Here is a 13,941-nt window from a genome sequence, read left to right as displayed (position 1 = left end):
GCTGAAAATAAAAAACCCGCGCTGTCAGGCAGCGCGGGTTTCGGTGTCCACTACGGTAGCGATCAACGCTCCAGCAGGATCCGCAGCATGCGGCGCAGCGGCTCGGCAGCACCCCACAGCAGTTGGTCACCTACGGTGAACGCGCCCAGGTACTGGGAACCCATGTTCAGTTTGCGCAGACGACCTACCGGGATGTTCAAGGTACCGGTAACGTTGGTCGGGCTCAGCTCACGCATGCTGATTTCACGCTGGTTAGGCACCAGTTTCACCCAAGGGTTGTGCTGACTGATCATGCCTTCGATATCGGCGATCGGCACATCCTTGTTCAGCTTGATGGTCAGTGCCTGGCTATGGCAACGCATGGCGCCGATGCGTACGCAGATACCATCGACCGGGATCGGGCTCTTGAAGCGCCCAAGGATCTTGTTGGTCTCGGCCTGGGCCTTCCATTCCTCACGGCTCTGACCGTTTGGCAGTTCCTTGTCGATCCACGGGATCAGGCTGCCCGCCAGTGGCACACCGAAGTTCTCGGTCGGGTAAGCCTCGCTGCGCATGGTCTCGGCAACCTTGCGGTCGATGTCGAGAATGGCGCTGGCCGGGTTGGCCAGGTCATCGGCAACGGCAGCATGGGTAGCGCCCATCTGACGGATCAGCTCACGCATGTTCTGCGCACCAGCACCGGAAGCGGCCTGGTAGGTCATGGCACTCATCCACTCGACCAGACCGGCTTCGAACAGCCCGCCCAAGCCCATCAGCATCAGGCTGACGGTGCAGTTGCCACCGATGTAGTTCTTGGTGCCGGCATCCAGTTGCTGATCGATCACCTTGCGGTTGACCGGGTCCAGCACGATGACTGCGTCGTCCTGCATGCGCAGGCTGGAAGCAGCATCGATCCAATAACCCTGCCAGCCGGCTTCACGCAGCTTTGGGAACACCTCGTTGGTGTAGTCACCACCCTGACAGGTCAGGATGACGTCGAGGGTCTTGAGCTCTTCAATGCTGTAAGCATCCTTGAGAGGAGCAATGTCCTTGCCCACTGCCGGACCTTGGCCACCCACATTGGAGGTGGTGAAGAACACCGGCTCGATGAGATCGAAATCCTGCTCTTCCAGCATCCGCTGCATGAGCACGGAACCGACCATACCGCGCCAACCGATCAGACCTACACGTTTCATCGCAACTACACCTTTGCTAAAAGTGGGCCGCTGCCTTTAAGGGAAAATAGGCAGCGGGCCAGAGAGATTACAGATTCCGCAGCGCTGCGACTACTGCGTCGCCCATTTCCTGCGTACCCACCTTGCTGCAACCAGCCGACCAGATGTCGCCGGTACGCAGGCCCTGGTCCAGAACCAGGCTCACCGCCTTTTCAATGGCATCGGCGGCCACGGTCTGGTTGAAACTGTAACGCAGCATCATCGAGACGGACAGGATGGTCGCCAACGGGTTGGCAATACCCTGCCCGGCGATGTCCGGTGCCGAGCCATGGCAAGGTTCGTACATGCCCTTGTTGTTGGCATCCAGAGACGCCGAAGGCAGCATGCCGATAGAACCGGTAAGCATGGAAGCCTCATCCGACAGGATGTCGCCAAACATGTTGTCGGTGACAATCACGTCAAACTGCTTGGGCGCACGAACCAGTTGCATGGCGGCGTTGTCGACGTACATGTGGCTGAGTTCGACGTCCGGGTAATCCTTGGCCACCTGCTCGACGACTTCACGCCACAGTTGGCTGGAAGCCAACACGTTGGCCTTGTCGACCGAGCAGAGCTTCTTGCCACGCACGCGCGCCATGTCGAAACCGACACGGGCGATGCGACGCACTTCACTCTCGCTGTACGGCAGGGTGTCATAGGCCTGACGCTCACCACCTTCCAGCTCACGCGTACCACGCGGGGCGCCGAAGTAGATACCACCGGTCAGCTCACGGACGATGAGAATGTCCAGGCCGGCGACGATTTCAGGCTTGAGCGACGAGGCATCAGCCAATTGCGGATAGAGGATGGCCGGGCGCAGGTTACCAAACAGGCCGAGCTGCGAACGAATTTTCAGCAAGCCGCGCTCAGGACGAATATCACGCTCGATCTTGTCCCATTTCGGCCCACCGACAGCACCCAGCAGCACGGCGTCAGCCTTGCGCGCACGCTCCAGGGTTTCGTCGGCCAGTGGCACGCCATGCTTGTCGATGGCCGCACCACCGATCACGTCGTGCTCAAGGCTGAAGCCCAGCTGGAACTTGTCATTGGCAAGCTCCAGTACCTTGACCGCTTCGGCCATGATTTCCGGACCAATACCGTCACCTGGGAGAATCAGAATCTGCTTGCTCATGCTTTCCTCTATTCAATTCAAGCGGTGCGCCCACTCGGGCCCACCAAGAAAACTAGCGCTCGGCCCACAATACCAGCACATCGGTGCTGAAGGAGCCGTCGGCTTCAATCTGGTAATACTGCCGCACTTCCTCGCCCATCGCCTGCTGCAATTGGAGTATGGCTGCGCGCATCGGCGCGGGAGTACGCATGCGCTCCACCCATGAGGTGTACTCAAGACGCAAACGCTGGCGACTGTGACTGCGCGTGAACAACCCGGCTTCACTGACCTGCTGCAGCCACTCGGCCGCCGAGTAATCGCGCACGTGACTGGTGTCACGCAGCACTTCGACCGTTTGCAGGTAGGTGTCGAGCAACGGGCTGCCGGGCGACATGACATCAATGAACGCCACAACCCCGCCCGGTTTCAATACGCGCCGCACTTCACGCAGCGCCAGGGCCAGATCACTCCAGTGGTGCGCCGAGTAGCGGCTGAACACGAAATCGAACGAGGCATCGGCAAACGGCAAGCGCTCAGCCGCGCCACGCTCGGTAACGATATTGCCAAGACCACGCTCAGTGGCGGCGGCAGCCACCACATCGAGCATCTGCTGCGACAGGTCGTAGGCGACGACCTCACCGACCAGCGGCGCGACATGAAAACTCACATGCCCTGCGCCACAGCCCAGGTCCAGTACTCGCGCACTGCCCTGGTCGCGCAACTCGGCCTGCAACAGGCCGAACTCGGTACCTTGAGCATGCACGGCGCTACTCAGGTACGCGGCGGCCTGTTCGCCGAACTGGCGCTGGACGACTTCGGTGTGGACAGTACTGCGGGTCATCGGCAGATCTCCTGGGCCATGTCGCTGGCAATGCCAGCGACAACGTCGGCAAACTCAATACATCAATCAGGCGTCACGAAACAGCCAAGGCTGGCTGGCACGATGCTTGGCTTCAAACGTTGCAATGGCATCACGGTCCTGCAGGGTCAGGCCGATATCGTCCAGACCGTTGAGCAGGCAATGCTTGCGGAATGCGTCGATCTCGAAGCTCAACACCTTGCCATCCGGACGGGTAACAGTCTGCGACTGCAAGTCGACCGTCAGTTGATAACCTGGAGCCGCTTCAACCTGCTTGAACAGTGCATCGACTTCCTCATCGCTCAGGATGATCGGCAGCAAGCCGTTCTTGAAGCTGTTATTGAAGAAGATGTCGGCATAGCTCGGCGCAATAATGGTACGGAAACCATATTCTTCAAGCGCCCACGGTGCGTGCTCACGGCTGGAACCGCAACCAAAGTTCTCCCGCGCCAACAGCACACTTGCCCCTTGATAACGCTCATGGTTGAGCACGAAATCCGGGTTTTTCGGACGTTTACTGTTGTCCTGATAGGGCTGACCGACATCCAGGTAGCGCCATTCATCGAACAGGTTAGGGCCGAAACCCGTACGTTTGATCGACTTCAGGAACTGCTTGGGAATGATCTGGTCGGTGTCGACGTTGGCGCGATCCAACGGGACGACAAGGCCGGTATGCTGGGTAAAGGCTTTCATGCTGCGCTCCCTTGAATCAACTCGCGTACATCGACAAAACGACCGGTAACCGCGGCCGCCGCGGCCATTGCCGGGCTGACCAGATGGGTACGTCCGCCAGCCCCCTGACGGCCCTCGAAGTTACGGTTGGAGGTCGACGCACAGTGCTCGCCCGACTCCAAACGGTCCGGGTTCATCGCCAGGCACATCGAGCACCCTGGCTCACGCCATTCAAAACCGGCTTCAAGAAAGATCTTGTCCAGCCCTTCCTGCTCAGCCTGGGCTTTTACCAGGCCCGAGCCTGGCACCACGATCGCCTGCTTGATGGTCGCAGCAACCTTGCGGCCCTTGGCAATTTCAGCGGCGGCGCGCAAGTCTTCGATCCGCGAGTTGGTGCAGGAACCGATGAACACGCGATCGAGCTGAATGTCGGTGATCGCCTGGTTGGCCTGCAAGCCCATGTACTTCAGGGCACGCTCAATCGAGCCACGCTTGACCAGGTCGGCCTCGGCAGCCGGGTCTGGTACGCGCTGATCGACAGCAAGCACCATTTCTGGCGAAGTGCCCCAGCTGACTTGCGGCTTGATCTGCGCAGCGTCCAATTCGACGACGGTGTCAAACACTGCGTCGGCATCGGAAACCAGGTCTTTCCAGGCTTCAACCGCCAGCGCCCACTGCTCGCCTTTCGGCGCGTACGGACGGCCCTTCACATACTCGACGGTCTTCTCATCGGTAGCGACCAGGCCTACTCGTGCACCGGCCTCGATGGCCATGTTGCAGATGGTCATGCGCCCTTCGACGGACAAATCGCGAATCGCGCTACCGGCGAACTCGATGGCATGGCCGTTACCGCCAGCAGTGCCGATCTTGCCGATCACGGCCAGGACGATATCCTTGGCGGTCACACCGAACGGCAATTGGCCTTCGACGCGCACCAGCATGTTCTTCATTTTCTTGGCCACCAGGCACTGGGTAGCCAGTACGTGTTCGACCTCGGAAGTGCCAATACCATGTGCCAAGGCGCCGAATGCACCGTGGGTGGAGGTGTGCGAGTCGCCGCAGACCACGGTCATGCCTGGCAAGGTCGCGCCCTGCTCAGGGCCGATAACGTGGACGATCCCCTGACGCACGTCATTCATCTTGAACTCGACGATGCCATACTCGTCGCAGTTTTCATCGAGGGTCTGCACCTGCAAGCGCGATACCTCATCGACGATGGCATTGATGCCACCCTTACGCTCAGGTGTGGTCGGCACGTTGTGGTCAGGCGTGGCGATGTTGGCATCGATGCGCCAGGGTTTGCGGTTGGCCAGACGCAGACCCTCAAAGGCTTGCGGCGACGTCACTTCATGAATGATGTGACGATCGATATAGATCAGCGCCGACCCATCGTCGCGCTGCTTGACCAAATGCGAATCCCAGAGCTTGTCGTAGAGCGTTTTGCCGGCCATCAGACTGTTCCTCATCAGCGTCTTTCTATGCCAATAACCACTTGGCTTGTGCGGACGATGCTATGGGGTTAGATTGAATAACTCAAATTCATAATTTTTATACTTTGGATAACCAAAAGGAATCCGAGTAGTGGACCTGGCCAACCTCAATGCTTTTATCGCCATTGCCGAGACCGGGAGCTTTTCCGCCGCAGGCGAGCGCCTGCACCTGACACAGCCGGCTGTCAGCAAACGCATTGCCGGGCTTGAGCAACAACTGGATGTACGGCTGTTCGATCGTCTGGGTCGCGAAGTCAACCTGACCGAGGCCGGGCGAGCATTGCTACCCCGGGCCTATCAGATCCTCAACGTACTGGACGACACGCGCCGCGCACTGACCAACCTGACCGGCGAAGTCAGCGGCCGCCTGACTCTGGCCACCAGCCATCACATCGGTCTGCACCGTTTACCGCCACTGCTGCGGGCCTTTACCCGACAGTTTCCGTCCGTCGCACTGGACATTCAGTTCCTCGACTCGGAAGTGGCCTATGAAGAGATTCTTCATGGCCGGGCCGAAATTGCCGTCATCACCCTGGCACCCGAGCCTCATGCCCTGGTTCGCGCCGTGCCCGTCTGGGACGACCCACTGGACTTCGTCGCCGCCCCCGAACACCCGCTGGCGCGCAAGGGCGCGGTGAGCCTGGCCGATATCGCGCACCATCCGGCGGTATTTCCCGGCGGGAATACCTTCACCCACCATATTGTTCAACGCCTGTTTGAAGCCCAGGGCCTGACCCCTAACATCGCCATGAGCACCAACTATCTGGAAACCATCAAGATGATGGTTTCCATCGGGCTGGCGTGGAGTGTGCTACCACGCACTATGCTCGATGATCAGGTCGCATCCATCGCCTTGCCAGGCATACAACTGTCGCGACAACTAGGCTACATTCTGCACACTGAGCGAACGTTATCGAATGCCGCCAAAGCCTTCATGGCTTTGCTCGACAGCCACGCAGTATGACCTTGAGCCCTGCCTGAACGCTTACGGAAGGCTCTGATCCAAAGGATGTGTTACTCGCCAAAGGTCTGGTATCGATGCCCAAATCAGCAAACCGGTTTCCGCGCCTGCCCCGCATACACGCAGCCGACCCTCAGGAATCCGAGCAAACCTGGGAAAGCGCCACAAAACTGCTGGCCGCTCTCAATGGCGCGCATCTGGGCGCCTGGTTCTGGGATGTGGAAAGTGGGCGCCTGAGCTGGTCCCGCGGAACCCAGGCCCTGTTCGGTTTTGACCCGCAGCAGCCACTGCCCAACGACCTCGACTATCTCGAACTGTTGCCCGTGGAGGATCGCGCGCGAACCCTTCAGACGTTCTATGCGGTGATGGCCGGTGAACCACAAGACCAGGCCTTGCGCCATCGCATTCGCTGGCCGGATGGCAGTGTTCACTGGCTGGAAATCAACGGCAGCCTGACCCATGACAAACACGGCAAGCCGCAGATGATCGGGGTCATACGCGAGATCACTCGTCAACGCGAACGGGAAGCCGCGCTGATCAATTCCGAGAAACGCTTCGCCACCCTCTTCCACCTCAGCCCCAACGTGATCCTGCTGACACGACGCGTCGACGGGCAGATTTATGAGGTCAATCAGCATTTTGAGAAAACCCTGGGCTGGCCCTGCCATCAGGTGATCGGCAAGACCACCCTGGAGCTGGGCCTGTGGGTAAATCCACAGCAACGCCACCAGATCCTGGAGGCCACCCGCAACACCAACGACCCCATCACCCTGGAAGTGCAGTTCCGCGCCGGCAGCGGGCAGATCCACGACGGCATACTCAGCACGCAGAGTATCGAGATGGAAGGTGTCGCCTACCTGCTCAGCACGTTTGTCGACACCAGTGAACGCAAACGTGCCGAACAGGCACTCAAAGACAGCCAGGAACGCCTTGACCTGGCCCTGGACTCAGCACAACTGGGTACCTGGGACTGGCATATTCCCAGCGGCATGCTCTACGGTTCAGCCCGCGCCGCACAGCTGCACGGCCTTGACCCGGTGCCCTTCCATGAGTCTTTCGAAGCCTTCTTCGAAGGGGTACCCGAGCAAGAGCGCAGCACCATGCGCCAAGCCTACCGCAGCCTGCGCGAAGGCCCGGCCGGCAATTACCAGATTACCTACCGTATCCAGCTGGAAAACGGCACTTCACGCTACATCGAAAGTCGAGCGCGCCTCTACCGCGACGAACAGGGCAATCCACTGCGTATGGCCGGCACCCTCCTCGACATTACCGAACAGGTTGAACGCGAACAGCGCCTGACCAGCTCGGAGGAAAAATTCGCCAGCCTGTTCCAGGTCAGCCCAGACCCGATTTGCGTGACCCGCCAGGACAGTGGTCAATTCATCGAAATCAACCCGGCCTTTACTCAGACCTTTGGCTGGAACGCCGAACAAGTCCTGGGGCGCACCGCGCAACAGATCGGCTTGTGGGCCGAGTCGAGCGAACGGGCCAAGCGTATTGAGCAGGTGATTCGCGATCAGGCCCTGAACAATGTCGCCGTGGTGGTCAATCACAAGGATGGCCAACCACTGACCTGCGTCATTTCCAGCCGCCTGATCAAGGTGGACAGCGAGCCATGCAGCGTTACCACCCTGCGTGATATCACCCAGCAACAACGCGCCGAAGCGGCACTGAAAGCCAGCGAAGAGAAGTTCGCCAAAGCCTTCCACTCAAGCCCAGACGCAATCACCATCACCGAGCGTGACAGTGGTCGTTACCTGGAGGTGAACGACGGTTTCTGTCGCTTGACCGGCTACACAACCACCGAAGTGATTGGCCGCAGCGCTATGGAGATCGGTGTATGGGCCGATGAAAAACAACGGGCAGCACTGCTGATCGAGCTGCAGGAGAAGGGCCGGGTCCACCACCGGGAAATGCTCGGGCGCACAAAGCGGGGTGAAGTGCTCACCCTGGAAGTTTCAGTAGAACCCATCACCCTCAATGAAACCGCCTGCCTGCTGCTGACCGCACGCGATGTCAGCCAACTGAAAAACGCCCAGGCACAGATTCGCCACCTGGCCTATCACGATCCACTGACCAATTTGCCAAACCGCGCCTTGCTGATGGACCGCCTGAGCCAACAGATTGCCCTGCTCAAGCGCCACAACCTGCGCGGCGCCTTGCTGTTCCTCGACCTGGATCACTTCAAGCACATCAACGACTCGCTCGGCCATCCGGTGGGCGATACCGTGCTGAAAATCATCACTGCTCGCCTTGAAGCAAGCGTGCGCCTGGAAGACACCGTTGCGCGGCTCGGCGGGGACGAATTTGTGGTCCTCATCAGCGGCCTGGAAGGCAGCCGTGAAGAGGTCGAAGAAAAGGTCCGCGACCTGGCCGACACCCTCCGAGAGCTGCTGGCAGAACCGATGTCGCTGGACGGACAACGCCTGCAGGTCACCCCAAGCATTGGCGTGGCACTGATTCCCGACCACGGCTCGACCCCGGCCGACCTGCTCAAGCGTGCCGACATCGCCCTCTACCGCGCCAAGGACTCAGGACGCAATACCACTCAACTGTTCCACAACACCATGCAGAAAGCGGCAAGCGAACGCCTGCGCATGGAGAACGATCTGCGCCTTGCGCTGGCGCGCGGGGAATTGGCACTGCACTTCCAACCCCAGGTCGACGCCCGCGATAACCGCATCATCGGCGCCGAGGTGTTACTGCGCTGGCATCACCCACAACTTGGCCAGCAACCCCCCAGCCAGTTTATCCAGGTGCTGGAAGAGAGCGGCCTGATCCTTGAAGTCGGCAACTGGATCCTCGACGACGCCTGTGATGCCTGCGCACGAATGCTGCAAGACGGCCTGATTGATGCCGATGAATTCAGTCTCTGCGTCAACATCAGCCCACGGCAGTTCCGCCAGAACGATTTCGTCGAACGGATACGCCGCAGCCTGGATGACCATAACCTGCCCTACCGGATGCTCAAGCTGGAAATCACCGAAGGTATCGTGATCCAGAATCTGGAAGACACCATCAGCAAAATGCGTGAACTCAAGGCCTTTGGCGTCAGCTTCGCCATGGACGACTTCGGCACCGGCTACTCGTCACTGACCTACCTCAAACGACTACCTGTGGACGCACTGAAAATCGACCAATCGTTCGTTCGCGATGCACCGGTCGATCCCAACGACGCCGAGATCGTCCGCGCCATTGTCGCAATGGCCCGCAGCCTGGACCTGGCGGTGATTGCCGAAGGGGTGGAACAGTCCGAGCAACTGGAGTTTCTTGAACGATTGGGTTGCCACCTCTACCAAGGCTACCTGCACAGTCGACCATTGCCGCTGAACGAGTTCCGTGAACTGCTGCTGAAGGCTCCTGAAGACCGCTGAAGGGATTGCCTGCGATGGTATAGGTGCGGTACCCGAGAATTCGCGGTGCCTGCATCGCGGGCAAGCCCGGCTCCCACAAGAGTCCACGCAGAACACTGCATACTCTGTCTGCGATGGCGTCAGCGCGGTGTCAGCTAGTGCGCGGTGCCTGTAATCGTTGGCAAGCCAACTCCCACAAGGAACCGTACAGGACACTGCATTTTCTGTGGGAGCAGGCTTGCCTGCGATGGCGTCAGCGCGGTGTCAGCGAGTGCGTGGCGCGTGCACCGTTCGCTAGATAAACAAACCCCCGCTAAAAAGCGGGGGTTTGTCTGCAGCGTGAGGGCACCCGGAGGTGCCCCTTTTTAGTCGCTACCGCACTTAGTTGAGCGCAGGCTGGTTCCCATTGATCGGGATACGCTTGGCCTTGGCCTCTTCCGGAACGATGCGCAGCAGGTCGATGCTGAGCAAGCCATTCGCCAGGGCGGCCGCCTTGACCTCAATGTGGTCTGCCAGCCGGAACGACAGCTTGAACGCGCGCTGGGCAATACCTTGATGCAGGTAGGTCACGCTTTCGGCGTTGCTGTCGCGCTTGCCGCCAACGACGGTCAAGACGCCTTTTTCCACTTGCAGGTCCAGGTCCTGCTCTTGGAAGCCAGCAGCGGCAACGACGATTCGATAGTGGTCATCGCCATGTTTTTCCACGTTGTAAGGTGGGTAGCTGCTACCCGCTTCGTTACGTGCCGCCGATTCGAACAGGTCATTGAAACGGTCGAAACCAACGGAATGGCGGAACAGTGGAGCCAGAGAAAAAGCAGTAGTCATGGTACATCTCCTGATAATCAGCGAGGGGTTCAACGCGACCCGAATTCGGCATCGCGTACTCCCTAGATGTGGACCCACCAAACGATTTCAAGCGTCCTCTAAAAAATTTTTCAGGCCGCTTCAATGAACGGCATACCGATCAATTGCCCGACGCGATCACAGTCGGTTTCCCGGCGAAGCTCGGTGAACAGCGCGGTCGCTTCGGGGTAGGTACGGGTCAGCATCGCCACCCACTGCTTCAAACGCCCCGGCGCCGCACGTGGCGTCAGCTCCGCCCTAGCCTGGAGCCAGAAATCCTGAAGCAACGGCAACAGCGCCTGCCAATCCAGCGGCACAAATTCGACCCCATCGCGCTCGGCGGCGATCTGCCGTGCCAGATCTGGCCGGGACACCAGGCCACGACCCAGCATGATGTCCTCGACACCACTGATTTCGCGGCAACGCCGCCAGTCTTCGAGGGTCCAGACCTCACCATTGGCAAACACTGGCACCTTGACTACATCCTGTACCCGCGCCACCCACTCCCAATGCGCAGGCGGCTTGTAACCGTCCACCTTGGTGCGCGCATGCACCACCAGATGGGCCGAGCCGCCTTCGGCCAATGCCGTGGCGCAGTCAAGCGCACCGTCTGGGCTGTCAAACCCCAGGCGCATCTTCGAGGTCACCGGAATATGCGCCGGCACTGCCCGCCGCACTTCGCGAACAATGGCGTGCAGCAGTTCAGGCTCCTTGAGCAACACCGCGCCACCACGCGACTTGTTCACCGTCTTGGCCGGACAGCCAAAGTTCAGGTCGATCACCGGCGCGCCAAGCTCGCAGGCCAGCGCGGCGTTCTCGGCCAGACAGACGGGGTCGGAGCCCAGCAATTGCACGCGAAGGGCTACACCGGCTGCCGTTTGCGCACCCGAAGCCAGTTCAGGCGCCATCTTGTGGAAGTGCGCTGCCGGCAGCAAACGGTCGCAGACCCGAATGAACTCAGTGACACACCAGTCGATGCCGCCAACCCGGGTCAGGACGTCGCGCAGAATGTTGTCGACCAGCCCCTCCATGGGGGCCAGGGCAATTTGCATAGGTTGTGTCTCGAGCAAAGAAGGCGGGCAGTCTAGCAAAAACCCGGGTTTACCGGGCCCCGGCCATCAGCGCCTGACCGTACCCCTCAAGAAACGCTGCGGGCATTCGCTTGGGCTTGCCTGTGGACAACTCGATGCAGACAAAGGTGGTCTGCGCCCGTAACAAGGTGGTGCCATCGCTGGGGCGCACCAACTGAAAACGACGTGTCATTTTCAGGCGCTGATCCCAATCGACGATCCAGGTCGCCAACTGCAACTCATCGTTTTCATAGGCACTGGCCAGGTAATCGATCTCATGCCGTACCACAGCCATGGCCCGGTCAAGCCGCCGATATTCGACCAGATCAAGGCCCAGACGCTGGGAATGACGCCAGGCGCAACGCTCCAGCCAGGTCACATAGACCGCGTTATTGGCATGGCCCAGACCATCGATATCTTCAGCACCAACGCACAAATCGATGATGAATGGCGTTTCCAGATCCCAACTCATGCCCGCTCCAGGTACCAGGTAGACGGGCAGAGTGTAACGGATGCTCAGGCTGATTGGCGCGAAGTCAAAGTACTTCGTTCAAGCAATGCCAATACCCCTTCAATGAACTGAGGTGCCGACAACACCCGTTGATGCCCACCGTCAGGCAACAGCAACAAGCGACTGTCAAACCAGGCGTCATGAATGGCTTGCGCCTCACTGGGCGAAATCCGCTCGTCGTTCTGCGCATGCACGATCAATCCAGGCAGCTCGAGCTGATAACCGTTAACGTCGAGCCGCGACACCTGCACACCGACATCCCGCTCGACTTGTCGAATGAACGCGGCTCGGGCCCGCGATGGCATGCCCAGGTGCCGGGCAAAACCACGCAGCACCTCAAGCAGACGAGACGGGGCCGCAACACTCACAGCGGCGTCGGCCCGCAAGCCCCACTGCAACGCCAGCAACACGCTGGCACCGCCCATCGAGTGCCCGATCACCGCACGCAACGGCGGCAGTTCGGCAGCCGCTTCCAACAATGCGCGTGCGAACAGCACCACATGTGCCTGGCGCCCCGGAGAATGCCCATGGGCCGGCCCATCCAGCGCCACCGCCGTGTACCCGGCGGCCACCAGTGCCTGGATCAAATGTGCAAATTGGGTTGGCCGGCCTTCCCAGCCGTGCATCAACAACACCGCAGGCCCCTGCCCCCAACGCAACGCCGAAAGCCCGAAACGCAGGGTTATGCGCTCGGCACTGGCCAACAGGGGCAACTCCCACGCCTTGGGCGGCAGGTTACGCGGAGTCATGAAGGCCTGGCGCATCGTACTCGCCACACGCTCTGGCAACAGCCAGCCAAGGGTACCGTTTACGCCACGAATCCAGCTCAGACGGCTCATCGCTTCGCTCCTATTACTCGGTCAGATCACCGCAGACTTGGCAGCACGCAGGACACGATCGGACAGCTCATCAGTGCCCAATGCACGTGCCAATGCCAACCCGCCCACCATCAACGCCAGGTCAGCCAAGACCTTGTCGGCATCCTCAGGGCGGTCGGCCAGTTGAGCCATCATCAGTTCGATGTGTTCGGCCAGAACCTGACGGAAGCTGTCGGGCAAACGCGTCATTTCACTCAAGGAGGTGGGCAGCGGGCAGGCATGCTCGGTCGCATCCCGATGCTTGCGCGACAGGTAGAACGCCGCCACGAGGGCCCGACGCCCCTCACCCTCAAGTGCCGGATCGACCTGTGCCAGCAAAGATCGACGCTCGCCCAGTAACTGCCGAAAGGCCTCGAGCATCAACGCATCCTTGCTGTCGAAATGAGCATAGAAACCGCCGACGGTTAAACCGGCCGCGCCCATCACCTGATTGACACTGGGCTCGGCCGGGCCGTGCTGAATCAGCGCACTGCAAGCCGCTTCGAGAATCCGATCGCGGGTCTTTGCCTTCTTGTCGTTCATGACGCACCTCAAAATATTATGATTGAAATATTATGCTCATAATATTTTTTGGCAAGCGAAAAACGCCCGCTGCTCATCGCACCAGGCTTAAAACTTTTTCCGAGACAAAAACAAAAGGCTCATTCAATAATCGAATGAGCCTTGAAATCCCGCAAAGCGGGTAAATTGGCGTCCCCTAGGGGACTCGAACCCCTGTTACCGCCGTGAAAGGGCGGTGTCCTAGGCCACTAGACGAAGGGGACTTGTAACCTTCGTGCAGATCCGTTTTCACGAATCCTGGCAAAATTGGTGGAGCTAAGCGGGATCGAACCGCTGACCTCCTGCATGCCATGCAGGCGCTCTCCCAGCTGAGCTATAGCCCCAGATTTTTCGCCTCGCGGCGCAGCGACCTCTTACGATGTCGCTTGTGTAAAACTGGCGTCCCCTAGGGGACTCGAACCCCTGTTACCGCCGTGAAAGGGCGGTGTCCTAGGCCACT

General features: G+C 59.7%; 12 protein-coding genes and 2 tRNA genes. 2 read left to right on the top strand and 12 right to left on the bottom strand.

The genetic code is table 11. The features are described 5' to 3' along the window. Positions 1 to 62 precede the first annotated feature (62 nt). From asd to leuC, 5 genes are all read right to left on the bottom strand, one after another. Entirely contained in the window at positions 63 to 1,175 is a 1,113-nt protein-coding gene (asd, locus tag IE038_RS22420; protein WP_163937452.1) for an aspartate-semialdehyde dehydrogenase, read from the bottom strand. Positions 1,176 to 1,242: 67 nt separating this feature from the next. After that, positions 1,243 to 2,325, bottom strand: coding sequence for a 3-isopropylmalate dehydrogenase (gene leuB / locus IE038_RS22415; RefSeq protein ID WP_163937455.1), 1,083 nt, complete (start codon positions 2,323 to 2,325; stop codon positions 1,243 to 1,245). A gap of 52 nt (positions 2,326 to 2,377) precedes the next feature. Further along, the gene (locus IE038_RS22410) at positions 2,378 to 3,145 is read right to left on the bottom strand and encodes a methyltransferase domain-containing protein (RefSeq protein WP_163937458.1); all 768 of its coding nucleotides are present in this window, start codon (positions 3,143 to 3,145) and stop codon (positions 2,378 to 2,380) included. Positions 3,146 to 3,211: 66 nt separating this feature from the next. Further along, positions 3,212 to 3,856, bottom strand: a complete 645-nt coding sequence (gene leuD / locus IE038_RS22405) for a 3-isopropylmalate dehydratase small subunit (RefSeq protein WP_163937461.1) — start codon at positions 3,854 to 3,856, stop codon at positions 3,212 to 3,214. Beyond that, positions 3,853 to 5,286 carry a 3-isopropylmalate dehydratase large subunit gene (gene leuC, locus IE038_RS22400; RefSeq protein WP_163937463.1) on the bottom strand — a complete coding sequence of 478 codons (1,434 nt, stop codon included), beginning with the start codon at positions 5,284 to 5,286 and terminating at the stop codon, positions 3,853 to 3,855. Before leuC ends, leuD begins: the two co-directional genes overlap by 4 nt. Before the next feature lie 130 nt (positions 5,287 to 5,416). Between leuC and IE038_RS22395 the strand changes: the two genes are divergently transcribed. After that, positions 5,417 to 6,289, top strand: a complete 873-nt coding sequence (locus IE038_RS22395) for a LysR family transcriptional regulator (RefSeq protein WP_189396314.1) — start codon at positions 5,417 to 5,419, stop codon at positions 6,287 to 6,289. 74 nt (positions 6,290 to 6,363) lie between these two features. Further along, entirely contained in the window at positions 6,364 to 9,660 is a 3,297-nt protein-coding gene (locus tag IE038_RS22390) for a PAS domain S-box protein (protein WP_163937466.1), read from the top strand. 360 nt (positions 9,661 to 10,020) lie between these two features. Here IE038_RS22390 and IE038_RS22385 read toward each other — a convergent pair whose 3' ends face one another. The 7 genes from IE038_RS22385 to IE038_RS22355 all read right to left on the bottom strand — a co-directional run bounded on the left by IE038_RS22385 (position 10,021) and on the right by IE038_RS22355 (position 13,825). Further along, positions 10,021 to 10,464 carry an Hsp20 family protein gene (locus tag IE038_RS22385; RefSeq protein ID WP_099775446.1) on the bottom strand — a complete coding sequence of 148 codons (444 nt, stop codon included), beginning with the start codon at positions 10,462 to 10,464 and terminating at the stop codon, positions 10,021 to 10,023. A 110-nt stretch (positions 10,465 to 10,574) separates the two neighbouring features. Further along, positions 10,575 to 11,534 (bottom strand): tRNA dihydrouridine synthase, encoded by a 960-nt coding sequence (locus IE038_RS22380; protein ID WP_189396313.1) that lies wholly within the window; start codon positions 11,532 to 11,534, stop codon positions 10,575 to 10,577. Between the two features lie 49 nt (positions 11,535 to 11,583). Continuing rightward, positions 11,584 to 12,024 carry an acyl-CoA thioesterase gene (locus IE038_RS22375; protein WP_163939889.1) on the bottom strand — a complete coding sequence of 147 codons (441 nt, stop codon included), beginning with the start codon at positions 12,022 to 12,024 and terminating at the stop codon, positions 11,584 to 11,586. A 44-nt stretch (positions 12,025 to 12,068) separates the two neighbouring features. Beyond that, entirely contained in the window at positions 12,069 to 12,902 is an 834-nt protein-coding gene (locus tag IE038_RS22370; protein WP_189396312.1) for an alpha/beta fold hydrolase, read from the bottom strand. A gap of 21 nt (positions 12,903 to 12,923) precedes the next feature. Beyond that, positions 12,924 to 13,463, bottom strand: coding sequence for a TetR/AcrR family transcriptional regulator (locus IE038_RS22365; protein WP_163939876.1), 540 nt, complete (start codon positions 13,461 to 13,463; stop codon positions 12,924 to 12,926). Between the two features lie 166 nt (positions 13,464 to 13,629). Beyond that, a tRNA-Glu gene (locus IE038_RS22360) sits at positions 13,630 to 13,705 on the bottom strand. 44 nt (positions 13,706 to 13,749) lie between these two features. Next, positions 13,750 to 13,825, bottom strand: a tRNA-Ala gene (locus IE038_RS22355). Positions 13,826 to 13,941 lie beyond the last annotated feature (116 nt).

Origin of the sequence: Pseudomonas laurentiana, assembly GCF_014648275.1 — a bacterium.
In the GTDB taxonomy this organism is placed as follows: domain Bacteria; phylum Pseudomonadota; class Gammaproteobacteria; order Pseudomonadales; family Pseudomonadaceae; genus Aquipseudomonas; species Aquipseudomonas laurentiana.
The sequence above is the reverse complement of the archived record's forward strand: the minus strand, read 5'-3'. Positions and strand labels throughout refer to the sequence as shown.